This is a genomic window from Amycolatopsis sp. MJM2582, assembly GCF_000754115.1.
GTDB lineage: Bacteria > Actinomycetota > Actinomycetes > Mycobacteriales > Pseudonocardiaceae > Amycolatopsis > Amycolatopsis japonica.
Genome location: NZ_JPLW01000005.1, coordinates 108,735 through 130,251 on the forward strand (window position 1 = coordinate 108,735; position 21,517 = coordinate 130,251).

Below are 21,517 nucleotides of genomic sequence, written 5' to 3' on the forward strand. Positions count from 1 at the left end.
GTCCGCATGGAATGATGAAGTCCGTGACCAGCACACCCGTTGCACGACCAGACGAGGTGCGCAGGCACAACCGCACGACCTTGCTCCGGTTGCTGCACGTCAGCGGCCCGAGCACCAGGGCGACCCTCGCCACCGAGCTGGGGCTCAACCGCAGCACCATCAAGACCCTCGTCGACGGCCTCGCGGAAGCGGGGGTCGTCGAGGAGCGGGTCCCGAGGCCGGGACGAGGGGCGGGCCGCCCCTCGCTCCTGGTCCTGCCGCAGCCGCACGCGGCGGTGGTGCTCGCGGTCGATCTCCAGGTCGAACACGTGGCGATCGCGCTGGTCGGGTTCGGCGGCCAGATCCTCGGGCGCAACAGCTGGAACCTCCGCGGCCGGATGCGGGAGGCCGACGAGGTGATCACGCACGTGATCGAGTCGACCACCGTGCTGGCGGGCGACCTCGGCGTACAGCCGATCGCCGCGGGCGTGTCCGTGCCCGGCGTCGTCCGCCGGGCCGACGGGCACGTCCACGAGGCCCCCAACCTGCGCTGGACCGACGTGGCGCTCGGGGAACGGCTCGGCGGTGTGCTGCGCATCCCCATCCTGGTCGGCAACGACGCCGAACTAGGCGCCATCGCCGAACACCTGCGCGGCGCCGCGCGGGGCTCTTCCGACGCCGTGTACGTCTCCGCCGACGTCGGTGTCGGGGGCGGGATCATCGCGGACGGCTCGTCGCTGCGCGGCGGCGCGGGCTACGTCGGCGAGATCGGGCACATGGCGATCCGGCCGGGCGGCCGCCCCTGCTACTGCGGGTCCAGCGGCTGCTGGGAGACCGAGGTCGGCGAGGCGGCACTGTGCCGCGCCCTCGACCTGCCCGAGGACACCCCGCGCGGGGCGATCCTGTTCGAACTGCGCGAGCTGGGCCGGGATCCGCACGCCGCCGAGGAACGGCTCTCGGAGTTCGCGGAATGGCTGACGCTGGGCCTGGTGAACGTGGTCAACCTGCTCGGCCCCCAGCTGGTGGTGCTGGGCGACCTGCTCACCGTGCTGCCCGATTCGGTCGTGAAGTCGGTCGCGGCCGAGGTCCGGCGGCGGAGCCTGGTCAGCCGGGCCGTCGGCGGGACACAGATCGTGAGTTCGGCGCTCGGGGCGGACGTGAAACTGCTGGGGGCGGCTGAGGCGGCCTTCGAGATGATTTTGGACACCGTGTAGCTCGCATTTAGTCCTCTGGATGCGGTCCTTGCGTGTGCAACTACCGCATCCAGAGGACTAAATGCGTTCTGTCACGAGGCCGGACAGCAGGGCCACCAGGGCGGCCAGGGCTTTCTCCTTCGCGGCTTCGCGGTCTTCGGCGTGCGCGATCATCAGCGCGGCCTCCGCGCAGGCGCTCAGCACCAGTTGCGCCAGTTCCGGGATCGGTGCGTCGATCAGCAGCCCGTCCGCCGCGGCCGACTCCAGGATCTCCGTGATCATGCCCAGCCCGTACCGGTTCTCCAGTTCGCGCCATTCCTGCCAGCCGAGGACGGAGACGGCGTCGGTGAGCGCGATCCGCACCACCTCGGGCCGCAGGCACAGGTCCAGGAACCGGCTGAGCACCCCGAGCGCCCCCGTCCACGGGTCGCCCGCGGCACCCAGGACGGTCTTCAGCTCCTCGGTGATCTCCGTTTCGATCTGCTCGATCACGGCACGGAACAGCCCCTGCTTGTCCCCGAAGTGGTGATACAACGCGCCGCGGGTGACGCCCGCCGCCCGGACGATCTCGTCGGCGGGCACGGCGGCGTAACCCTGTTCGGCGAACAGCGTCCGCGCCGCCGTGATCAACGCGGCCTGCGTCGATTGCGAGCGTTCGGTCTGGCTACGTCGTGGCGTGGGCACGCAGGAATTCCACCATCATGCCGCTCAGCCGCTCCGGCTGGTCCTCCGGCACGAAGGTGTAGGAGTCCTCGATCGTCTTCAGTTCGGCGTTCGGCAGGACCCCGGCGAGCTTGCGGCCCACCCACAACGGGAAATGCCGGTCGTCCGGCGCCCAGACCAGCAGCACGGGCTTGGTGAACGCGGGCAGCCGCTCGGCGGCGGTGAGGGTGTAGCGGTTGTCGACGCTCGCCACGAACCGGCGCAGATCGTCGCGGATCTCCGCGCTCCGGCGGCTCGGCAGCAGGTACGCGTCGAGGATGTGGTCCGGGACCGGATGCTTGGCCAGCCAGAGGAAGTCCGTCGCCTTCAGCGGCCACCGCCAGCGCAGCGCCGCGGTCACCAGCCCGACGCCGCCGGGGATCCGCACCAGCGGGCTCAGCCCCGCGAACAACGGCGGCAGGAAGCGCTCGAAGGAGTCCGACGGCGTCAGCACGACCCGGCCCACCCGTTCCGGGTTCGTGGTCATGAGCAGTTGCGTCAGCGCGCCGCCGGTGTCGTTCGCGACCACGGTGACGTCGGTCAGGTCGAGCGCTTCGAGGAACCGCGCGATGAGCGCCGCGACCCCGGGCGGGCTCAGCTCGGCGTGGGGGACCGGGATCTCGTGCGAACCCAGCGGCCAGTCCGGGGTCAGGCAGCGGAACCCGGCGTCGGCGACGCCGGGGGCCACTTTGCGCCAGAGCAGGCCGTTGGTGAGGAGCCCGTGCACGAAGACCACGGGAGGCCCTTCGCCGCGGTCGCGATAGCGGATGCGGGCGTCGCCGAGATCCACCACATGTGCTTCACCGAGGAGGTCGCTGGTCGTCATGGCACTAACATACATTCTGTCTGTATGTTTTTGAAGGCGAAAAACGGGGCGGCCGGCTCTCTCCCCTGGGGGAGTAGCCGGCCGCCGGTGGTCGTGGACTGGTGGGCTACCGCTGAATGTCCGCGGACATTTCCTTGAGCTTCGTCTCGTGTGCGCGGGCGTGGTGACCACAGAAGAGCAACTCGCCACCGGTGCTGAGAATGGCTCGAACCTGGGCTGCAGCTCCACACCGGTCGCATCGGTCGGCAGCGGTCAGTTCGGGGCGGGTGAGCGTCGGTGAAGTCATTGGAGTCTCCCTCCGTCCCGGCACCGGTGGCCCGGTGCCATCGATCCAGCTACGACCACTTCGGCACTGATGCCGGCAACGTTCGTTCCCGGCCCCGCCGTGTTCGTGCTTCCACTCTTCCAGACGTTTGGCGGCCCGCAAGTGTTCCCGTGCGGGTGTCTCATTTGTCACTGGTAATTACCTCGTATGCCGTAGCGTAATCACGCAACGTGGGAGAAGACTCCCCGCCGAAGGACCTTTTCCCACGTCAGGCACCATGCGGGGGTGGGAATCGCAGTCGTCCGGAACCGTCTTCCGAGCGTGCCGTCGCCGATCTTGTTCGTTCTCAGCGGAATTTCGATGTACGCCGGTGCGGCCGTCGCCGTAGGTCTCTTTTCGGTCGCCTCCCCCGCGGGGGTGGCCTGGCTTCGCTGTCTCGGGGCGGCGGTCGTCCTTCTCGCGTGGCGCAGGCCACCCCGCTCGGCATGGACCGGCCGCACGTTCCTGCTCGCGGGCGCCTTCGGCGTCGTCACCGCCGGGATGAACGTGCTCTTCTACGAGGCGATCGCGCGGCTGCCGCTGGGCACCGCGGTCGCCCTCGAGTTCACCGGGCCCGTGGTGGTGGCCGCGTTCGGCTCGCGGACCCGCCGCGACGTCTTCGCGCTGCTGCTGGTGGTGGCCGGCGTGGTCGCCATCGCGGACGTCCGGCTCGAAGGCAGCCTGCTCGGCGTGCTGTTCGCCCTCGGCGCGGCGGCCGCCTGGGCGGGCTACATCCTGCTCGGGAAGCGGGTCGCGGTCGGCGGGAACGGGATCGACGGGCTGGCCGTCGGGTTCGCGGTCGGCACCGTGGTGCTGTCGCCGCTGGCGCTCGGCACCGGCGCGGTGTGGGGTTCGCCACGTTTGGTGCTGCTCGGCGTCGGGGTGGGGGTGCTCGCCACCGTCGTGCCGTACGGGCTCGACCAAGTGGTCCTGCGCAAGGCCGGGCAGGCGCGGTTCGCGCTGTTGCTCGCGTTGCTGCCGGTCACGGCGGGCGTCATCGGCTTCCTCTGGCTCCGTCAGGTCCCGGCGCTGCCCGAGGCCCTCGGGACGCTGGCCGTCGTCGCCGGGGTCGCGCTGCGTTCCCCGGGGAAACGTGATGACTCGGCGCCCCTCTGAGCGGGATACTGAGCGGTCTGTGGCGCTTTCAGCACCGGGAGGACACGTGGCCGAGATCCGGCGGGCCGTCACCGTCGAGGAGGTCGTCGCCGCCCAGCACCTGTTCGACGGCCCCGCGCACCGTGAGGCGTCCGAGAAGTTCCTCGCGGGGGAGGAGAACCACCTCCTCATCGCCTACGAGGACGGCGAGCCCGCGGGGATGATCACCGGCACCGAGGTGACGCATCCGGACAAGGGCACCGAGATGTTCCTCAACGAACTCGACGTCAGCCCGGACTACCAGCGGCGCGGGATCGGCCGCGACCTCGTCGACGCGCTGGCCGGGATCGCGCGGGAGCGCGGCTGCCGGGGGATGTGGGTCGGGGTCGAAACGGACAACGAGGCCGCGCTGGCGACCTACACCTCGGCCGGGGCGTCGAACGACGGGCCGTTCATCATGCAGTCGTGGACGTTCGAAGACTGATGTCGTCCGGAATCGACGGCGACCGGACGGGGCTGTCCGATCGCCGCTGGCTGCCAGGGGGCGAGCACCTCGTCGCCGTCGCGCGGGCCGAACTCCCGCAGCGGGACGGGCTCGCCGGACCCTTCACGGCGTTGGCCGCCCTCCGCGCGGCGGGTTTCGACGTCGCGGGCCAGGACGAGGTCGCGGCCCTGTCCGGCACCACCCACGAAGGTCTGGCGCGGGCGATCGGGACCCTGTCGGGCGGACGGCTCGTCGCCGTGCCCGCCACCGGGGACTGGGCGCCGCACTCGTTGTTCATGCTCCTCGCGGCGCTGTGGCGGCTGCCGAGGGTCGCGTTGATCGCGGAGGTCGACCCGGCCGAGTTCGGCGCGCACGACACCCCGGCACGAGCGCTGCTCGACTATCTCGACACCGGCATCCCGCCGCTGTGGTCGTCGCGCTGGCGCCCGCCCGGCGGGCATCACGTGCTGGCCGCCGGGATGCGGATCGGCGCCGAAGGCACCCTTGTGTCCATTATGGACGGCTATCCGTCCTTGGGGGACAACGGTTTGCACGACCAGCCGGTGGAATGGGTGGCCGCGGCGCTGAAGCGGATGCTGGTCGTGGTGGACGACGGCGACACCGAGGCCGCCGTCGCCGCGATCACGACGGCCGGTCTGTGGAGCTGAGCTCGTCTTTCGCGAAACGGGAATGCTTGCGCCCGTAGAAGACGTAGATCAGCAGACCGAGCAGCAGCCACGCGGCGAACCGCAGCCACGTCATCACGTCCAGGTTCAGCATCAGGTAGAAGCACGCCAGCGCCGCCACGATGGGCAGATACGGCGAGAACGGCACGGTGAACGGACGTTCCAGGTCCGGCCGCCGTTTGCGCAGCACCGGCACGGCCAGCGCGACGATGATCATCGCCGACAGGGCGCCGATGCTGACCATGTCGGCGAGTTCGGAGATCGGGACGAACGCCGCCAGCACCGCGATCAGCACCGCGCCGGCGATGGTCATCCGGTGCGGGGTGCCCCAGCGCGGATGCGCCGTGCCGAACTTCTTCGGCAGCAGGCCGTCGCGGCCCATCGCGAAACCGATCCGGCCGATCGTCACCAGTTCCACCATCATCACCGACGTCAGCCCGGTGACCGCGCCGAGCGAGATCAGGGCGCCCACCCAGTGCTGCCCGACGCGGTCGAAGGCGTCGGCGAGCGGGGCGCCCGCGTCGATCTCGGCGAACGGCACCATCCCGGTCAGCACCAGCGAGACCCCGATGTAGAGCAGCGCGCAGACGCCGAGTGCGCCGAGGATGCCGACCCGCAGATCGCGTTTCGGGTTCACGGTCTCCTCGCCGAGGTTGGCGAGCGCCTCGAAACCGGTGTAGGCGAAGAAGACGACGGCCGCGGCGGTCACCATCCCGGCGATGCCGTAGACGGACTGTTCGAGCCCGAGCGCGGCTTGCACGATCGGCTGGTGCAGGGTCCCGGCGGTTTCCGTCGGCGGCTGCGCGGCCGGGATGAACGGGGTGAGGTTCTCGCCGCGGATGTAGAACACGCCGACCGCGAGGATCAGCACGCACACCGCGACCTTGACCAGGACGAGCAGATTCGTCACCCGCGCCGACTCCTTGATCCCGAGGACGGCGATCACGGTCAGCACGGCGATGATCACGACCGCGCCTATGTTGACCTTCGCGTCTTCGCCGAACCAGTCGGGTGAGAGCCCCATCAGATTCGCGAGATAGCCGGACCAGCCGCGGGACACGACGGCCGCGCCGAGGGCGAACTCGAGCAGCAGGTCCCAGCCGATGATCCAGGCGAAGGTCTCGCCGAGGGTGGCGAACGCGTAGGTGTAGGCGCTTCCGGCCGTCGGCACGCTGGAGGCGAGTTCGGCGTAGCAGAGGGCGGCCATCCCGGCCACGACGGCGCCGAGCACGAACGACAGCGTGACCGACGGGCCCGCGTGGGTCTTCGCCTCGACCCCGGCGAGGGTGAAGATGCCGGTGCCGATGATGATGCCGACCCCGAACCCGATCAGGTCGCGCCCGTGCAGGCGGCGTTTCAGCTCACCGGAATCCTGCCGTTTCAGGACCTCGTCCACGTCCAGAGTTCGCCGCATGAAGGGTCACGCTAGAAGATCGCCGTCCACCTCGCAGATCGGTGGGAGTTCACCCCTCCAGGACGACGCCGTTCTCCTGCGCCAGGATCGCCGCCTGCACCCGTGACCGCAGCCCCAGTTTCGTCAGCACCCGGGAGACGTGCGTCTTCACCGTCGTCTCGCCGATGTGCAGCCGCGTGCCGATCTGCGCGTTGGACAGGCCACCGCCCAGGCACGCCAGCACTTCGCGTTCGCGTTCGGTCAGGTCTTCGAGCCCGGCGGGGACGACGGAAGGTTCACGGGTCCCCGCGGCGAAGGCGGCGATCAGCTTGCGCGTGACCTGCGGCGCGAGCACGCCTTCGCCCGCCGCCACCAGCTTCACCGCCTCGATCAGCCGCGACGCCTCCACCGACTTCAGCAGGAACCCGGCCGCGCCCGCCCGCAACGCGGCGTGGACGTACTCGTCGAGATCGAAGGTGGTGAGCACGAGGACCTCGCACAGCCCCTCCGCCGTCAGTTCCCGCGTGGCGGCAATGCCGTCGACCCCGGGCATCCGCACGTCCATCAGCACGACGTCCGGCTTCAGCGCCTTCGCCTGGCGGACGGCGATGGCGCCGTCCGCGGCCTCGCCGACCACCTCGATACCGTCGGCGTTGCCGAGGATCATCATCAACCCGGCACGGATCGCGCCGTGGTCGTCGGCGACCAGCACCCTGATGTTCCCGTCGCTCAAGACCCCTCCAGAGGCAGTTCGGCGCGGACCAGCCAGCGGCCGCCGGACGGCCCGGCGGTGAAGGTGCCGCCCACCGCGGCGGCGCGTTCCCGCATGTTCAGCAGGCCGAGGCCGGTCCCGCTGTCGCCGGGGTGGCCCGGCTGAAGATCATTGCGCACCTCGACGGTGAGTATGCCGCCGCTCGACCGGATGTCGAGGACGGCCCGCCCGCCGGGAGCGTGTTTCATCGCGTTGGTCAGCGCTTCCTGCGCGATCCGGTACGCGGTCAGGTCGACCGCGGCGGGCAGGTCGGCGGACCGGTCCGGTACGGCACCGAGTTCGACCGCCAGCCCGCTCGCCCGCGCCGATTCGACCAGTTTGGACAGTTCGGCCAGCCGGGCGGGCGCGGTCGGCTCGATCTCGGTGTCCGCGCGCAGCAGCCCGATCATCGCGCGCATCTCCTCCAGCGCGCTGACACTGTTCTCCCGCACCGATTCCAGCACCTTCCTGGACAGCTGCGGGTCGGCGGTCGCCATCGACAGCGCGGCTTCGGACTGGATCGCGATCGCCGAGAGATGCCCGGCGATGACGTCGTGCAGATCCCGTGCCATCTTCGACCGTTCGCCCGCCACGGCGGCCTTCCGGTCCAGTTCGCCGATCGTGGCCAGCTGGACCGCGTTCGCCCGCTCGTTGTGGGCGATGTCCCGCTGCTGACGGACGTTGGCCGCCCACCACACCGGGGTGACCAGGAACGGCAGGAACGCGAACGCGACGAGGATCGCCGTGCGCCACTGCGCGGAGAACAGGAGCGCCAGGCAGACCGCGGCGAGCGTCCCGACCGCGGCGACACCGATCATCACCCGGCTGACCCGTCGTGAGCCGTACAGGGTCGTCGCGTAAAGGAAGTCGGTGAAGATGACGAAGATCGGCAGCGAGGGACCGAACGCGATGTCCACGCCGAGGACGGCGAGCCCGCACAACAGTCCTAAAGGGACCTTGCGGCGCAGCACCTGCAGGAGGCACAACACGGTCAGTTCGGTCAGCCGGATCCACAGCGGCGTGTCGTCCTTGCCGTTGAGCAGCACGTGCATCCCGCTGAGATAGACCAGCACGCCCAGGACCCAGGTGCCGAAGGCGATGACGAGGTCCTGTTTCCATTCGGCGAGGTGGTTCAGGCGCGGGACGAACGTGGGCACCGTTCCATCCCAGCACACCGGCACCCGCCGCGGGGTCCTACGAACTGATGACGATGATCTCGTGCCGTTCGCCGACGCGGCCCCGCCCGCTCGCCAGACAGACTCGGCTCGTGAACGAGATCTGGGACTTCATCGAAAGAAACCCGATGGCGGCCGTGATCGCCGGCGGGGAGATCGGTTTCTGGGTCGCCATCCTCGCCGGCCTCGTGGCCCGCTATCCGCTCAAGCTCAAGCGCACCGGCGTCGCGTTGCTGCTCCTGACCCCGGTGATCGACATCGTCGTGCTGGTCGCGACGGTCATCGACCTGCGCAACGGGGCCACGGCGAACTTCGTGCACGGCCTCGCCGCGGTGTACCTGGGCTTCAGCGTGGTGTTCGGGCATTCGATGATCAAGTGGGCCGACGTGCGGTTCGCGCACCGGTTCGCGGGCGGGCCGCCACCGCCGCCCAAGCCGAGGGGACGGGACAAGCTGCGCGCCGAATGGCGTGACTGGTTCAAATGCGTGCTGGCCTGCGGGCTGGCCGCCGGGGTGCTGCTCCTGCTGATCGCCATGGTCGGCGGCACCGCACAGGTCGACCCGTTGTGGGGCTGGCTGCCACGGCTGGGGGTCGTGACCGCCATCTGGTTCGCCACCGGGCCGCTGTGGCAGGAGCTCTCACCGAAGGACCGGGTCGGGGAAGGGGCACGACGATGATCGAACTGCTGGGGATCCTGCTGCTGGTGCAGGGCGGTGGTGGACTGATCAACCGGTTGCTGGGGAGCACGAACCCGAGCTGGTTCGTCCAGCTCCACCTTCTCCCGCCGGGGATGCACGTGGTGGCGAGCGCGCTGATGGTGGCCGCGGGCGTGGTGGTGCTGTTCGCCGAACGCGCCCGCAAGGGGCGCCGGTCAGAGTGAGACGAGCACCTGCAGGACCCCGAGGACGATGGTGACGACCGTCAGCACGACGGTCACCACGGTGAGCCGCGTGACCCGCGCGCTCACCGTGTTCTCATAGGCGTACCTGGTCTCCTCGTCCATCGCCTCGGCCTGGCGGTCGAGCTGGGCGATGATCCGCTCCACGCCCATGCTGGTGACCAGCCGGCGCTCCAGGGAATCGATCTCCGGCGGCAGCACCGAATGCAGCATTTCGAGGATGTCGTCGAGCGAGCCGCGCAACAGCCGGGTGCGGCTCCCGGTCTGCTTCATCGACGCCAGCCACTGGTCGGCCAGCGCCATCCGGATGAGGACCCGTTCGAGGATGAAGAGCATCCCGTGGTCGAGCCCGCCGATCTCGCTGTCGATACCGAAGTACGGATCGGCGTCGCCGAACGGGCCGCGCATCAGCTCGGCCTGGTGCTCGACGTACTCGGAATCCTTGCTGTTGAGGCAGACGATCCCACCCGCCATCGTGTAGGCGGCGACGAAGGACCGCGTGCCCCACGACGGGCCGAGCGCGTCCCTGGCGACCTCGCGGGGCACGAACCGCCAGCCCTCGTCGCTGGTCGCCATCCCGTAGAACGGCCGGGGATCGGCGGCGACCCGCTGGGCGGGCGGATGCCCGTCGTGGGACCGCAGTTCGACGCACCAGCCCTTGCGGCCGAGCCCTTCGGTGAGGCCGCACCCCTTGGTCAAGTCCTCGAAGACGTGGGTGACGGCCTTGAGGAGCGAAGGGAAGGTCTTCTCGCCGTAGCGGCCGTGCAGCCCTTTCTCCTCGTTCGACGTCTCCCGGCCCTGAAGGCTTTGCAGGATCGCGATGGCGAGGTCGAACTCGGCGGCGGGCCCGTCCGCCGCCGCTCCGGTGATCTTGGTGGCGAGGACCAGCGTCATCGCGTGATAGGCGGGATGCCAGGTGACGACGAGTTCACACGGCAGGCCGGTCTCGCCGACGCGGATCGCGAGCGTGCGTTTGCGCAGCACCCGTCTTCGGGGCGGTGTCGTGTAACTGGCCAGGAAATTCTCCGCCGCCGTCCACTCGTCGCCGAGTTTGCCGTCGAGGTGGGCCAGCAGGCCGCGGTCCCGTCCGCCGTCCAGCACCTTCCCGGCCTCCCGCTCCGACAGCGGGACCGCCCACGCGAAGGTGAGGAGCACCGCGGTCATCGGCGGCGCAGCACCGTGATCAGGTCCCGGCCGAGATGGCGGCGCAGCGGGCCGGAGGCGTTGACGAGTTCGTCGCGGTCGATGTGCTCGTCGGCCGGGCCGAGATCGTCGAGGACGTGGTACGTCCACTCCCACTCGGTGCGCCAGCCCGCTTCGGCCGCGTCGGCGGCGATCTCCGCCGGGTCCAGATGGCGCACCGGGAGCGCCGGGCCGCCGTCGTGCAGTGCTTGGTCGAACTCTTCGCGCGATACCCGGCGCGAGCGGACTTCGTCGCCCGCTTCGACGCTGTCGAGGCTGAACGCGCCCTGCCCGATCGGTGACCGGCTGTACGCGAGCACCAGCACGCCGCCGGGCGCGGTGATCCCCGCCAGCCGCCGCAGGATCGGTCCGACGTCCGGCGTCGGCACGTGCTGGATGACGTGACTGCACAGCACGAGGTCGTACGGGCCGCCGTCCAAACCGGTGATCGGCGAGACGGCGAAGGAGAACTCGGTGTCCTCGACGACGGTCTCGCGTGCCTTGGCCAGCCGGTCCGGGTCGGGATCCGCGGCGGTGACGTCGGCGGAGAACCGGGCGAGCCAGGGGAGCAGGCGGCCTTCGCCGCACCCGGCGTCGAGCGCCTTGACCCGTTCGCGTGGGGCGAGGATCTCGGTGAGCCGTTCGGCGACCTTCCCGAGCGCGCGGTCCTCGCTGGCCGTCCAGTAGCCGTCGTAGGGCTCGTGCCGTCGGATGAACACACCGGTGACGTGGTCGCCGGTGTCCGGGTAGCGGTAGCCCTCGGTCAGCACAGTCGCGAATATAGCCCGGATTCGCGGATTCTCCGGCGCTCCGCGCGGGATTACCATGAGTCATGGCCATCGGGCCTGTCGCGCTGTACGCCGTGGTCGCCGTGGCGCCTTCGGTTCTTTTCTGGTGCGCGCTGAAAGTGCCGGCCGGGCTGCGGTGGTGGCGCGGCCGCCGCCGACCGGAACTCCCGGCCGGGCCGCCCATCGAGAAACTCGCCGCCGATCTCCGCCGGGTGCACCGGCTGCTCGCGGAGCTTCCGTCCGGCGCCTCCGCCGTCCGCCGGTACGGCACCAGGCAGGCGTACGACGCGCTGCTCGTCCAGGCCTGCCGGGAGGTCGAGGTGGAGCACCGGCTGGCCGAACTGCCGGAGGGTTTCGACCGGGAGATCGAACGGCTGCGCGTCGAGGAATCCCTGGCCGAGCGCGGGCTTTCCGTGTCCTGACGCGGGTTTGTATCGAAAGTATGCGCGCGGCCGGGAGGCTCGCGGGCATGAAGAGGCTGGGACTTCTCGCTTCACTCCTGCTGGTGTTCGCGTTCATCCCGGGCGTGGCCTCCGCCGCGGCCGCCTTCCCGAAGATGGACGCGGCCACGGTCGACGGTTTCCGCTGGACCTCCGGTTCGAGCTTCGGCACCTACGGCGCCCGGATCGCCGCGCTGGAGGACCACCTCCCGGCACGCGGGCTGCCGGAGATCCTGTCGTCGGCGAACCGGAAGGCGCGGCCGCTGTGCCACGCCACGTATCTCGCGGCGGCGCTGAACCCGGCGGGATTCTGCTGGGAAGACGCCAACGACGACAAGACCAACGACTGGATCCCGCAGGGACTGACCGGTTCCGGTGACGCGGACGCGGCGACCGGGAAGGTCGGCGGCAAACGGGTGGTGGCGACGTCGTGGCACACGCCCGGCGACACCATGGTGCGTCTGTCCTTTGTGGACGCCACCGGGCTGGGCTACCGGCACGTGCTGCTCGTCGAACCGACGTCGAACGACAACTTCGCCGTCGTGCAAGGACACGGTCACGGGATGACCTGGATCGGGAACCGGCTGTTCGTCGCGACCACCGGGGGTGTGGTGCGGGTCTTCGACACCACGCACTTCTGGAAGGTCGACGACAGCTCCGGCGTCGTCGGCAAGGGTCCGGACGGCAAGTACCACGCGGCGTTCTACGACTACGCGATGCCGCAGATCGGCGCCTACTGGTACCCCGGCGGCGGTGGCTGCACCAACGCGCCCGGGATCCGGCCGTGTCTCGCGACGATGTCGTTCGACCACGGTGACGGCTCGATCGTGACCGCGGAGCACATCCCGAACGCGGCGGGCGGCCGGGTGCTGCGGTGGCCGTTCGACCGCGCGACCGGGCTGCCCAAGGTGTCGGCCGACGGCACCGTGCACGCGAAGGAAGGCTTCGTGTCGCCGGTGTGGGGCATGCAGGGATCGGTGGCGCGCAACGGATATTTCGTGCTGACCGGTGTGTGCCCCGAGTACGCCGGGGTGGCGGGCGACCATCCTTCGTGCCTGCACGGCGGGGTCGGTGGCACCTCGACGTCGCGGCTGAGCGGGCGGGCGCCGGTGAACTCGCAGAACCTGTCGTACTGGCCGGCGACGGGGGAGCTGTGGCTGATGAACGAACAGCTCCGGGAGCGGGTGACCGTCCACGTCCCGTGGACCACCTTGACCGGTCGCCCCTGAGCCCGGACCTCACGGGGTGAAGTCCCAGCGCGTGGCGCCATGGGGTTCGGCGCCCGCCACGCCGATGGCCCGGCGCAGGGCCAGGCGGTACAGATGCCAGGGCGGGGCGCCCGCGCTGGGCGCGCTGAACGGCGCGGTGAGCGCGTCGCCCTCCACCGTCGCGGGCCAGCCGCCCGTCCGGTAGACCGCCGCGACCCGTTCCAGCGTCGCCGGATCGGTGACCCGGTGCGCCTCGCCCTCCATCGTGAGGTCGATTCCCCGCAGCCGCACCGAAACGGCGCACGCCGGGTTCGCGGCCAGGTTGCGGGACCGGCGGGTGCCCGGCCCGCCTTTGAAGTACAGGACGTCGTCCACCCAGACGGCGCCGACGCCCGCCGAATGCGGACGCCCGTCGGGACGCACGGTGGTCACGAAGAAGGTCAGGTCGGCGGTCGGGGTGTCCTCGGCGAGGACGTCCCGCGCGCGGCTCCAGGGGAGTTCCGCGGCTCCGTAGCGGTCGAGGTTCTTGGTGGCGTGAGGTTTCGTCATACCCACGCGTCGAACGGGCGGGCCGCGATTCGACACCGGACGCGAAAAACCCCGCCACCGAAACGGTGACGGGGTCTTCCGTGAACCCTGGGCTCAGTCCAGGTAGTCGCGCAGCACCTGCGAACGCGACGGGTGACGCAGCTTCGACATCGTCTTCGACTCGATCTGCCGGATGCGCTCACGGGTCACCCCGTACACCTGGCCGATCTCGTCGAGCGTGCGCGGCTGGCCGTCGGTGAGGCCGAACCGCAGCCGCACCACTCCCGCCTCACGTTCGGACAGCGTCTGCAGCACCGACTGGAGCTGGTCCTGCAGCAGCGTGAACGACACCGCGTCGACCGCGACGACGGCCTCGGAGTCTTCGATGAAGTCACCGAGCTGCGAGTCGCCCTCGTCGCCGATGGTCTGGTCGAGCGAGATCGGCTCGCGGGCGTACTGCTGGATCTCGAGGACCTTCTCCGGGGAGATGTCCATTTCCTTCGCGAGCTCTTCGGGGGTGGGCTCGCGACCGAGGTCCTGCAGCAGTTCACGCTGTATGCGGCCGAGCTTGTTGATGACCTCGACCATGTGCACCGGGATACGGATGGTGCGGGCCTGGTCGGCCATCGCGCGGGTGATCGCCTGACGGATCCACCAGGTGGCGTACGTGGAGAACTTGTAGCCCTTGGTGTAGTCGAACTTCTCGACCGCGCGGATCAGACCGAGGTTGCCCTCCTGGATCAGGTCCAGGAACGCCATGCCGCGGCCGGTGTAGCGCTTGGCCAGCGAGACCACGAGCCGGAGGTTCGCCTCCAGGAGGTGGTTCTTCGCCCGCTCACCGTCGCGCACGATCCACTTGAGGTCTCGCCGCATCTGGGTGACGAGCTTCTCGCCCTCCTCCTCGGCGTTGCGGACGCGCTCGGCGGCGTAGAGCCCGGCCTCGATGCGCTTGGCGAGCTCCACCTCCTCCTCGGCGTTCAGCAGGGCGACCTTGCCGATCTGCTTGAGGTACGCGCGGACCGAGTCGGCCGAAGCGGTGAGCTCGGCGTCCTTGCGGGCCTGGCGCAGCGCCTCGGACTCTTCCTCGTCCCAGACGAAGTCCGGGTTGTCGGAAGACTTGCCGGCGTTCTTGTCGGTCGACGTGCGGCGCCCGCGGGCGGGCGTCTCTTCGACGTCCTCCTCGGACTCCGCGTCCTCGTCCGTCTCCTCGGTGACGGAAGCGTCGACGACATCCACCTCGACCTCTTCGAGGTCGGACAGATCCGGGGTCTCGAGGTCGGCCTCGTCGAGGTCGCCGGGACCGTCTTCCGGGTCGCCGTCTTCGGTCTTCGCACTCTTGGTGCTGGGTTTCTTGGCCGGAGCCTTCTTCGCCGGGGCCTTCTTCGCGCCGGCCGCCTTGGCGGCGGTCTTGCGCGCCGCGGGCTTCGCCGCGTCGGTGGCTGCCTCGTCGGCCGGCTCGCCGGCTGCGGTCGCTGTCTTCGTCCCGCTTCGGGTTGCGGTTCTTGCGGCTGCCACTTACGCCCTTTCGCAGCGGTCGATCATGACGAGCCGAGGCGTGATGGTCTCGGCTGCCTCAAACTTCGGGGAACACCCCTCGGCCTGCGGTTTCCCTCGTTCTCGTGAGTGCCGCCGCCGGGGGCCGTGTTCCATTGTAACGACGATACGTGACAGCGTCGCGGCGCGGACCACCGACCGGCGGGCGCGACACGCCGTGCGACGCGCCGAAGTGACATCCGCGGGGTGGATGTCAGCGCGGTCGGGTCAGTGCTCGATGCCCTCCGCCGCGGCGGCCGCGGCGCCGACGATGCCCGCGTTGTTCTGCAACGACGCGACGATGACCGGCGTGCGGATGTCCAGCAGCGGGACCCATTTGTGCGACTTCTTGCTGACCCCGCCGCCGACGATGAACAGATCCGGCCAGATCAGGTTTTCCAGCACGGAGAGATACCTGTTCACCCGTTCCGCCCATTCGGGATACGACAGCTCCTCGTTGTCCTTCACCGACGCCGCGGCCTTCTTCTCCGCGTCGAAGCCGTCGACCTCGATGTGGCCGAACTCGGTGTTGGGCACGAGCTTGCCGTCCTGGAAGACCGCGCTGCCGATGCCGGTGCCGAAGGTCAGCAGCGCCGTCACGCCGCGCCGGGCCACGGGGTCGCCCCAGCGGATCTCGGCCATGCCGGCGGCGTCCGCGTCGTTGAGCATCGCGATGTCGTCCACGCCCCGGCCGAGCCGCTTGGCGAACAGGGCGTCGGCGTCGGTGCCGATCCACTTGCGGTCGATGTTGGCCGCGGTGTGCGCGACCCCCTTCTTGACCACCGCGGGCAGCGTGACCCCCACCGGGCCGTCCCAGCCCGCCTGGCCGGTGATCTCGGCGACGACGTCCGCCACCGCCTCCGGGGTCGACGGCTTCGGCGTGTCGATGCGGATCCGGTCGCCGATCAGCTGTCCCTGCGCCAAGTCCACCAGCGCGCCCTTGATCCCGCTGCCGCCGATGTCGATACCGAACCCTCGGGTCGCCTCCACCACGGACGTGGTCCCTTCTCGCACGATTCAGAAGCCTGCCTCGGAGACTTTAACCGGATGTGGTGACATGGCGGACGTGGGAGTTGACGAGACGTTGCTGAAGGGTGTCGCCGAGCGTGTCGCGGGCGAGGCCGCCGAACTGGTCCACGAGGCCTGGACCGGGATGAACGCGGGCCGCGAGGTGCGCGTGGACACCAAATCCGCCGACACCGACGTGGTGACCGCCGTGGACCACGAGTCGGAACGGCTGGTGCGCGCCCGGCTCGCCGAACTGCGCCCGGACGACGCCGTGCTCGGCGAGGAGGGCGGCGGTATCGCCGGTGACGGCGTGACGTGGGTGGTCGACCCGATCGACGGGACGGTGAACTTCCTCTACGGACTGCCCTGGTTCGCCGTGTCGGTGGCCGCGCAGGTCGGCGGGGTGTCGGTGGCGGGCGCCGTCGTCGAACCGGTCAGCGGGCGCCGCTGGACCGCCGCGCGCGGGCAGGGCGCGTTCCTCGACGGGCGGCCGCTGTCGGTCAACACCCCTTCCCGGCTGGACTTGACGCTCGTCGGCACCGGATTCGCCTACAAGGTGGAACGGCGGACGAAGCAGGCCCGGTTCGTCGCGGAACTGGCGACGCGGGTGCGGGACGTCCGGCGCAACGGGGCAGCCTCGCTCGACCTGTGCGCCGTCGCGGCGGGCTGGCTGGACGCCTACGTCGAACACGGCCTCGGACACTGGGACTGGGCCGCCGGCGCGCTCATCGCGGCCGAGGCGGGCGCTCGGGTGTCGTTGCCGGGGGAGGACACGGAACTGGGGCCGGACGCGACGTTCGCGGTGGCGCCGTCGATCGCGGCGCCGTTGCGTGAGGCGCTCATCGACTCGGGCGTGGGCACGATCTGAGGGGCCCGCCAAATGTCATGAACGGCCCTTTCCTGACGAAAAACGTCAGGAAAGGGCCGTTCATGACATTTGAGTGAGCGAGAGCGTCAGCAGGGGGCTTCGCGAGCGGCCTTCAGCAGTGCCTGGTCGATCACCGGGGCACCGCCGCCCGCGGACTGCTCACCGCCGCCGCTGCCCTGCTGCGCCTTCGACCATTTCGTGAGCTGGTCGAGGACCTGGCGCGCCTCCGCCTTCGGGCGGATGTCGCCGAGCAGGGTGCCGGTGGTGAGCGTGACGGAAGCGTCCTTGCGGTTGTCCTTGACCAGTTCGGCGCACGGGACCACCAGGCTCAGCGTGCGGGCCGCGGCGGCGCCGTTCTCACCGAAGCGGATCTGGCCGCGGCATTTGGCTTCCGCGTTCTTGTAGGCCGGGTCGACGTCCGGTTCGACGATCTGCGAGAAACCGAGTTCCCGGAGCGTGCTGGTGACGATGCCGCCCTGGCCGCGCACCTGGGATCCGTTGAGCACCTGGACGGCGACCTTGTCCGGCGGGACCGGCGCGCGGTCGTCGAGACCGTTGTGGGCCAGCGGCGTGTAGGTGACACCCTGCTGCGGCACGGGCGGCGGATCGCAGCGGACCCTGGCGTCGATGTCGGATTTGCTCGCGACGACGTTCACCCAGACGATCACCGCGCCGAGCGCCATCACCCCGATGACGATGAGCGCGGGCAGCGGATTGTGCTTGCGATACGGCCTCGCCCCGCGGTCCCCGATGCCGTTCCCCGACGCCACCTGCCAGTCCCTTCCCCAAAGCCCGGATCCCCGGACGGTGCTTCAACTCACCATCGTGTCCGATCAGCCTATGCGTTGCGGCGCGGGTGATCGGCGCGGGCCTCCGGATAGCACCACGCGATGGCCACTCCGGGCAAGCAGCCGGGCCCAAGGGGTGAGGTACCCGACGCGGGGGCAACCCATTCGGACGACAGGCGTCTTGACAGCAGGGTTCCCCCTGTTGGGTGACGTAATCGCAGCAATGTCTGACTCGTTGCAGAGCCGGTATCGACGTGAGCTACCCTTCGCGGGCTCAGGCGGCAGTAAGAGGCGCAAAAGAGAGACCTCGCTCACTGCCCAGCCGGGCACAAACAGGGGCGCTGGGACGTTAACCAGCGGCACGAAGGACTCACGAGCCGCGCGCTCGCGGGTCCGGGCCATCTGACATCGAAAGCATCGCAGGGGTGAGGGACTAATGGCGACCGACTACGACGCTCCGCGCCGCAGCGAAGCCGACGAGCTGGCCGAAGACTCGTTGGAAGAGCTGAAGGCAAGGCGTAACGAAAACCAGTCCGGCGTCGTGGACGTCGACGAGGACGCGACCGCCGAGAACTTCGAGCTGCCGGGCGCGGACCTCTCCGGACTTTCCGGGGAGGACCTGACCGTCAAGGTCGTGCCCAAGCAGGCCGACGAGTTCACCTGCTCCGTCTGCTTCCTGGTGCACCACCGCAGCAGGCTCGCGGAGGAGAGTGGCGGACGGCTCATCTGCCGCGACTGCGCCTGAGCCTACGGGCACAGGGGACGGCGCGACAGGGGCTTCGGGGACTGAAACAGGAACAAAGGGGGCCGGCCAGTGGCCGGCCCCCTTTCCTATGCCTGGGGCTTCGAGGCGGGCTGGCGCAGCAGCGCGGCCACCTTCTCCGGATGCCGGGTGCTGAACAGCCAGTACGGCGTCGGGTCGTCGGGGTCGGTGAGCCAGACCCGCACGACCGGGCCGACCCAGCCCCGGTGCAGCACGAACGCCGCCGGATCGGCGTCGCGGCCGAGTGCCTTGCGCTTGGCTTCCTTGTCGATGACGTCGACGTCTCCGACGAACTTGAGCGGCAGATGCGCGTCGCGCAGCCACAGCTCCGGCTCGGCGCCACCGGTCACCCGGACGCGGGACCGGCCGAGCGAGATCATCAGCGCGATCACCGCGGGGATCAGCACCACGTACGGCAGCCATCCGCGGAGCCCGGGATAGCCCATGTCGATCTCCGCCGCCAGCAGCCCGCCGCCCAGCAGCGGCAACGGCCAGCCCCACCACGGGACATAGAGCCGCTCTGAATGCTTGACGTCGCCGCCTTCGGCCGCGCTCACACTTTCAACCACCTCTTCAGGGTAGTCTCGCCGCCCGTGTCCACCGTTCAGGTACTGCTTTCCCGGATCGATCCTTCGGTCCCCCTCCCCGCCTACGCGCGCCCCGGCGACGCGGGCGCCGACCTCGTCACCACCTCGGATCTCGTGCTCGCGCCCGGTGAACGCGGCGTGGTCGGCACGGGCGTCGCGATCGCGCTGCCGCCCGGGTACGCGGGCTTCGTCCACCCCCGCTCGGGTCTCGCCGCCCGCGTCGGCCTCTCGGTCGTCAACACCCCCGGCACGATCGACTCCGGGTACCGCGGTGAGATCCGCGTCTGCCTGATCAACCATGATCTCTCCGAGAAGGTCGTGCTCACCCGCGGCGACCGGATCGCGCAGCTGGTCGTGCAACGGGTCGAACAGGCCGAGTTCGTCGAGGTCGCCGAGCTCGAGCCGTCCGAGCGCGGCGAGGGAGGGTATGGCTCCACGGGCGGACACGCCACACTGGGAGCCGGAGCCAGGGAAGGAACGGAGAACTAGTGGGGATTTTCGGACGCAAGCGCGCGAAGCCGACCGGACGGCACGCCGCGCCCGAGGTCGACGAGCGTCCAGTTGCCGACGACGCCGACGAAGAGATCGAGTCGCAGCTGTCGGAGACCTCCGACGGCCCCTTCGACCTCGCCGACGCGCCCGAGGACGGCATCCCGAGGATCGACCTCGGCTCGGTGAAGGTGCCGGTGCCCGACGGTTCCCAGGTCCAGGTCGAGATGGATCCGGAGAGCGGCGGAGTCCGCGCGGTGCACGTCGTCACCGAACAGGGCCAGATCACCGTCAGCGGCTACGCGGCACCGCGGTCCGGCGGCCTGTGGAAGGACGTCAGCACCGAGCTCACCGAGCAGCTGCGGGCCGACGGCGCCAAGGTCTCGGTCGGCATGGGGGAGTGGGGGCTGGAGCTGTCGGCGATCGTCGGCGACGTCGCGCTGCGGTTCGTCGGGGTCGACGGCCCGCGCTGGATGCTCCGCGGCGTCATCGCCGGTCCGCAGTCGCAGGCGTCCCAGGCGCCGGCCGTGCTGCGGGAGATCGTGCGGCACACCATCGTCGACCGCGGTGACGCGCCGATGCCGGTCCGCACCCCGCTGACCATCACCCTGCCCGACGCCGTCGCGCAGCACATCGCCGAACAGCAGGGCTAGCGGGCTTTCAACCAGGCCAGCACGGTCGCCCGGCCCAGTGACTCCCGGTCCGCGCCGAGGGCGGTGAGCGTCGACTCGCCGACCTCGGCGCGCGGCAGGGCGTCCGCCCAGGCGCGGGCGACCTCCGCCGGATGGATCGGATCGTCCACGCACGCGCCGATCCCCACGGGCACGTCGAGACCCTCGAGGTCTTCGAGTGACGGCGCGGGATGGGCCGCCGCCGTGCGCAGGCTCGCCGCCAGTCCGTCGCCGTGCCGCCGCCACGCGCGGCCGAGTTCCGCCGCGAGCCACTCCGGGACGCCGTCGGAGGATTTCGCCAGCGCGCCGTCGACCCCGTTTTCGGCCACCAGATCCGCTGACAGCCGAGCGGCGAGCGACGCGGGTGCTCGCCCGGCCGGGCCGTTCCAGGCCGGGAGCGCGGCCAGCAGGCCGGTGCAGCGGCCCGGATTCCGCGCCGCCCACTCCGCCGAGAGGTGCGCGCCGAACGAGATGCCGCCGACGAGCAGCGGACCGTGCTCGTCGGCGAGCCTGTCCAGCTCCTCGAGATAGCCCTCCGCGAGCCTCTCGCCAGGGGGCGGGGGAGGGGCGAGCAACCGGATGCCGAGTGCCCGCAGCGGACCGGCGAACACGGCGCGCACGAACACTTCGTCGGACCCGGTGCCGGGGAGTACTACTGCCGTCGTAGGCGGAATAGCGGAGGTCACGTTGCGATCTTCTCCCAAACCCGTTGTCCTGGTCCGAGCACAGTTACGCTGGATTACGCACGGGCCGTTCAAGTCGGGGGCCCCGGAGCACAGGAGCACCGTTATGTCCGCCAAAGACGGCGGCTACTTCAGCCGGCTGGTCCGCAAGCTGACCAGCGACGTCGAGGATCTCGACGCCGACGATCTGTCCGAAAAATCCGAGGCCGGCGGAGCGCAGCGCGCCTGCGACTGCCGGTCGGGTCAAGAGGTGACGGTGCTCGGCAGACTCCGCAGTGTGGAGCTCTGCCCGACCAACGAGGCGGCGACCCTGCAGGCCGAGCTGTTCGACGGCACACAGGGTGTGACGCTAATCTGGCTCGGACGCCGCCGGATCCCCGGGATCGAACCCGGGCGAACCATCAAGGTGCGCGGCCGGATGGCCGAACGTGATGGTCAGAAGGTGCTTTACAACCCCTATTACGAACTTCAGAGCCCTGTGAGTTGATCCCGCAT

General features: G+C 70.1%; 27 protein-coding genes. 13 read left to right on the forward strand and 14 right to left on the reverse strand.

Going from position 1 to position 21,517, the window contains the following annotated elements:
• Positions 1–11: 11 nt before the first annotated feature.
• On the forward strand, positions 12–1,193 hold the full coding sequence (locus ED92_RS28335; RefSeq protein ID WP_052120908.1) for an ROK family transcriptional regulator: 1,182 nt from the start codon (positions 12–14) through the stop codon (positions 1,191–1,193).
• A gap of 57 nt (positions 1,194–1,250) precedes the next feature.
• Here the strand turns inward: ED92_RS28335 and ED92_RS28340 are convergent, their stop codons facing one another.
• The 3 genes from ED92_RS28340 to ED92_RS43445 all read right to left on the reverse strand — a co-directional run bounded on the left by ED92_RS28340 (position 1,251) and on the right by ED92_RS43445 (position 2,986).
• Complete coding sequence (locus ED92_RS28340; protein ID WP_037343703.1) at positions 1,251–1,856, reverse strand: TetR/AcrR family transcriptional regulator; 606 nt, start codon at positions 1,854–1,856, stop codon at positions 1,251–1,253.
• Positions 1,837–2,700 carry an alpha/beta fold hydrolase gene (locus tag ED92_RS28345; protein ID WP_037343705.1) on the reverse strand — a complete coding sequence of 288 codons (864 nt, stop codon included), beginning with the start codon at positions 2,698–2,700 and terminating at the stop codon, positions 1,837–1,839. Before ED92_RS28345 ends, ED92_RS28340 begins: the two co-directional genes overlap by 20 nt.
• Before the next feature lie 106 nt (positions 2,701–2,806).
• Positions 2,807–2,986: a hypothetical protein gene (locus tag ED92_RS43445; protein ID WP_016332937.1), complete on the reverse strand. Its 180-nt coding sequence runs from the start codon at positions 2,984–2,986 to the stop codon at positions 2,807–2,809.
• Positions 2,987–3,325: 339 nt separating this feature from the next.
• Between ED92_RS43445 and ED92_RS28355 the strand changes: the two genes are divergently transcribed.
• From ED92_RS28355 to ED92_RS28365, 3 genes are read left to right on the forward strand one after another with little or no spacing between them, the layout of a single operon-like run.
• Positions 3,326–4,120, forward strand: coding sequence for a DMT family transporter (locus ED92_RS28355; protein WP_037344482.1), 795 nt, complete (start codon positions 3,326–3,328; stop codon positions 4,118–4,120).
• A gap of 46 nt (positions 4,121–4,166) precedes the next feature.
• On the forward strand, positions 4,167–4,583 hold the full coding sequence (locus ED92_RS28360) for a GNAT family N-acetyltransferase (protein WP_037343707.1): 417 nt from the start codon (positions 4,167–4,169) through the stop codon (positions 4,581–4,583).
• Positions 4,583–5,251, forward strand: a complete 669-nt coding sequence (locus tag ED92_RS28365; RefSeq protein ID WP_037343709.1) for a hypothetical protein — start codon at positions 4,583–4,585, stop codon at positions 5,249–5,251. Before ED92_RS28360 ends, ED92_RS28365 begins: the two co-directional genes overlap by 1 nt.
• Here ED92_RS28365 and ED92_RS28370 read toward each other — a convergent pair.
• The 3 genes from ED92_RS28370 to ED92_RS28380 form a co-directional block, all read right to left on the reverse strand.
• Positions 5,226–6,665: an APC family permease gene (locus ED92_RS28370; protein WP_037343711.1), complete on the reverse strand. Its 1,440-nt coding sequence runs from the start codon at positions 6,663–6,665 to the stop codon at positions 5,226–5,228. The genes ED92_RS28365 and ED92_RS28370 overlap by 26 nt on opposite strands.
• 67 nt (positions 6,666–6,732) lie before the next feature.
• On the reverse strand, positions 6,733–7,395 hold the full coding sequence (locus ED92_RS28375; protein WP_037343712.1) for a response regulator transcription factor: 663 nt from the start codon (positions 7,393–7,395) through the stop codon (positions 6,733–6,735).
• Positions 7,392–8,570: a sensor histidine kinase gene (locus ED92_RS28380; protein ID WP_037343714.1), complete on the reverse strand. Its 1,179-nt coding sequence runs from the start codon at positions 8,568–8,570 to the stop codon at positions 7,392–7,394. The genes ED92_RS28375 and ED92_RS28380 overlap by 4 nt, the downstream gene beginning before the upstream one ends.
• Before the next feature lie 110 nt (positions 8,571–8,680).
• Here ED92_RS28380 and ED92_RS28385 point away from each other — a divergent pair, with 110 nt between their 5' ends.
• Together ED92_RS28385 and ED92_RS28390 are read left to right on the forward strand one after the other, a co-directional pair.
• Positions 8,681–9,265 carry a hypothetical protein gene (locus ED92_RS28385; RefSeq protein ID WP_081975963.1) on the forward strand — a complete coding sequence of 195 codons (585 nt, stop codon included), beginning with the start codon at positions 8,681–8,683 and terminating at the stop codon, positions 9,263–9,265.
• Positions 9,262–9,468, forward strand: coding sequence for a hypothetical protein (locus ED92_RS28390; protein ID WP_037343718.1), 207 nt, complete (start codon positions 9,262–9,264; stop codon positions 9,466–9,468). The genes ED92_RS28385 and ED92_RS28390 overlap by 4 nt, the downstream gene beginning before the upstream one ends.
• Here ED92_RS28390 and ED92_RS28395 read toward each other — a convergent pair.
• A complete protein-coding gene (locus ED92_RS28395; RefSeq protein WP_037343721.1) occupies positions 9,460–10,650 on the reverse strand; it encodes a hypothetical protein in 1,191 nt (396 codons plus the stop codon). The genes ED92_RS28390 and ED92_RS28395 overlap by 9 nt on opposite strands.
• On the reverse strand, positions 10,647–11,438 hold the full coding sequence (locus ED92_RS28400; RefSeq protein ID WP_037343723.1) for a bifunctional 2-polyprenyl-6-hydroxyphenol methylase/3-demethylubiquinol 3-O-methyltransferase UbiG: 792 nt from the start codon (positions 11,436–11,438) through the stop codon (positions 10,647–10,649). The genes ED92_RS28395 and ED92_RS28400 overlap by 4 nt, the downstream gene beginning before the upstream one ends.
• Before the next feature lie 62 nt (positions 11,439–11,500).
• On the opposite strand from ED92_RS28400, the gene ED92_RS28405 reads away from it, so the two are divergent.
• On the forward strand, positions 11,501–11,878 hold the full coding sequence (locus ED92_RS28405) for a hypothetical protein (RefSeq protein ID WP_037343724.1): 378 nt from the start codon (positions 11,501–11,503) through the stop codon (positions 11,876–11,878).
• A gap of 47 nt (positions 11,879–11,925) precedes the next feature.
• Positions 11,926–13,125, forward strand: a complete 1,200-nt coding sequence (locus tag ED92_RS28410; RefSeq protein WP_235213378.1) for a hypothetical protein — start codon at positions 11,926–11,928, stop codon at positions 13,123–13,125.
• Positions 13,126–13,134: 9 nt separating this feature from the next.
• Here the strand turns inward: ED92_RS28410 and ED92_RS28415 are convergent, their stop codons facing one another.
• The 3 genes from ED92_RS28415 to ppgK all read right to left on the reverse strand — a co-directional run bounded on the left by ED92_RS28415 (position 13,135) and on the right by ppgK (position 16,155).
• The gene (locus tag ED92_RS28415; protein WP_037343728.1) at positions 13,135–13,653 is read right to left on the reverse strand and encodes a pyridoxamine 5'-phosphate oxidase family protein; all 519 of its coding nucleotides are present in this window, start codon (positions 13,651–13,653) and stop codon (positions 13,135–13,137) included.
• Between the two features lie 93 nt (positions 13,654–13,746).
• Positions 13,747–15,147, reverse strand: a complete 1,401-nt coding sequence (locus ED92_RS28420; RefSeq protein ID WP_016332951.1) for an RNA polymerase sigma factor — start codon at positions 15,145–15,147, stop codon at positions 13,747–13,749.
• Positions 15,148–15,393: 246 nt separating this feature from the next.
• Positions 15,394–16,155 carry a polyphosphate--glucose phosphotransferase gene (gene ppgK / locus ED92_RS28425; RefSeq protein ID WP_037344485.1) on the reverse strand — a complete coding sequence of 254 codons (762 nt, stop codon included), beginning with the start codon at positions 16,153–16,155 and terminating at the stop codon, positions 15,394–15,396.
• Positions 16,156–16,222: 67 nt separating this feature from the next.
• On the opposite strand from ppgK, the gene ED92_RS28430 reads away from it, so the two are divergent.
• On the forward strand, positions 16,223–17,041 hold the full coding sequence (locus tag ED92_RS28430) for an inositol monophosphatase family protein (RefSeq protein ID WP_037343730.1): 819 nt from the start codon (positions 16,223–16,225) through the stop codon (positions 17,039–17,041).
• Positions 17,042–17,127: 86 nt separating this feature from the next.
• On the opposite strand, the gene cei is transcribed toward ED92_RS28430, so the two are convergent.
• Positions 17,128–17,811 carry an envelope integrity protein Cei gene (gene cei, locus ED92_RS28435; RefSeq protein ID WP_037343732.1) on the reverse strand — a complete coding sequence of 228 codons (684 nt, stop codon included), beginning with the start codon at positions 17,809–17,811 and terminating at the stop codon, positions 17,128–17,130.
• Between the two features lie 454 nt (positions 17,812–18,265).
• Here cei and ED92_RS28440 point away from each other — a divergent pair, with 454 nt between their 5' ends.
• Complete coding sequence (locus tag ED92_RS28440; protein ID WP_005164528.1) at positions 18,266–18,574, forward strand: DUF4193 domain-containing protein; 309 nt, start codon at positions 18,266–18,268, stop codon at positions 18,572–18,574.
• Positions 18,575–18,660: 86 nt separating this feature from the next.
• Here ED92_RS28440 and ED92_RS28445 read toward each other — a convergent pair whose 3' ends face one another.
• On the reverse strand, positions 18,661–19,161 hold the full coding sequence (locus ED92_RS28445; RefSeq protein WP_052120910.1) for a DUF3093 domain-containing protein: 501 nt from the start codon (positions 19,159–19,161) through the stop codon (positions 18,661–18,663).
• 24 nt (positions 19,162–19,185) lie between these two features.
• Here ED92_RS28445 and dut point away from each other — a divergent pair, with 24 nt between their 5' ends.
• Both dut and ED92_RS28455 read left to right on the forward strand, forming a co-directional pair.
• Entirely contained in the window at positions 19,186–19,668 is a 483-nt protein-coding gene (dut, locus tag ED92_RS28450; RefSeq protein ID WP_007033571.1) for a dUTP diphosphatase, read from the forward strand.
• Positions 19,668–20,321, forward strand: a complete 654-nt coding sequence (locus ED92_RS28455; RefSeq protein ID WP_037343736.1) for a DUF3710 domain-containing protein — start codon at positions 19,668–19,670, stop codon at positions 20,319–20,321. The genes dut and ED92_RS28455 overlap by 1 nt, the downstream gene beginning before the upstream one ends.
• Here the strand turns inward: ED92_RS28455 and ED92_RS28460 are convergent.
• Positions 20,318–21,025: an alpha/beta fold hydrolase gene (locus tag ED92_RS28460; protein WP_200882754.1), complete on the reverse strand. Its 708-nt coding sequence runs from the start codon at positions 21,023–21,025 to the stop codon at positions 20,318–20,320. The genes ED92_RS28455 and ED92_RS28460 overlap by 4 nt on opposite strands.
• A 103-nt stretch (positions 21,026–21,128) precedes the next feature.
• Here ED92_RS28460 and ED92_RS28465 point away from each other — a divergent pair, with 103 nt between their 5' ends.
• Positions 21,129–21,509, forward strand: coding sequence for an OB-fold nucleic acid binding domain-containing protein (locus tag ED92_RS28465; RefSeq protein ID WP_034316985.1), 381 nt, complete (start codon positions 21,129–21,131; stop codon positions 21,507–21,509).
• The last annotated feature ends 8 nt before the right edge of the window (positions 21,510–21,517 follow it).

Coding starts and splice junctions, on each gene's coding strand:
- ED92_RS28390 (WP_037343718.1), top strand. CDS start 9,262: ATGATCGAACTGCTGGGGATCCTGCTGCTGGTGCAGGGCGGTGGTGGA.
- ED92_RS28440 (WP_005164528.1), top strand. CDS start 18,266: ATGGCGACCGACTACGACGCTCCGCGCCGCAGCGAAGCCGACGAGCTG.
- ED92_RS28430 (WP_037343730.1), top strand. CDS start 16,223: ATGGCGGACGTGGGAGTTGACGAGACGTTGCTGAAGGGTGTCGCCGAG.
- ED92_RS28335 (WP_052120908.1), top strand. CDS start 12: ATGATGAAGTCCGTGACCAGCACACCCGTTGCACGACCAGACGAGGTG.
- ED92_RS28395 (WP_037343721.1), bottom strand. CDS start 10,650: ATGACCGCGGTGCTCCTCACCTTCGCGTGGGCGGTCCCGCTGTCGGAG.
- ED92_RS28410 (WP_235213378.1), top strand. CDS start 11,926: ATGAAGAGGCTGGGACTTCTCGCTTCACTCCTGCTGGTGTTCGCGTTC.
- ED92_RS28415 (WP_037343728.1), bottom strand. CDS start 13,653: ATGACGAAACCTCACGCCACCAAGAACCTCGACCGCTACGGAGCCGCG.
- ED92_RS28355 (WP_037344482.1), top strand. CDS start 3,326: ATGTACGCCGGTGCGGCCGTCGCCGTAGGTCTCTTTTCGGTCGCCTCC.
- ED92_RS43445 (WP_016332937.1), bottom strand. CDS start 2,986: ATGACTTCACCGACGCTCACCCGCCCCGAACTGACCGCTGCCGACCGA.
- ED92_RS28365 (WP_037343709.1), top strand. CDS start 4,583: ATGTCGTCCGGAATCGACGGCGACCGGACGGGGCTGTCCGATCGCCGC.
- ED92_RS28345 (WP_037343705.1), bottom strand. CDS start 2,700: ATGACGACCAGCGACCTCCTCGGTGAAGCACATGTGGTGGATCTCGGC.
- ED92_RS28405 (WP_037343724.1), top strand. CDS start 11,501: ATGGCCATCGGGCCTGTCGCGCTGTACGCCGTGGTCGCCGTGGCGCCT.
- ED92_RS28465 (WP_034316985.1), top strand. CDS start 21,129: ATGTCCGCCAAAGACGGCGGCTACTTCAGCCGGCTGGTCCGCAAGCTG.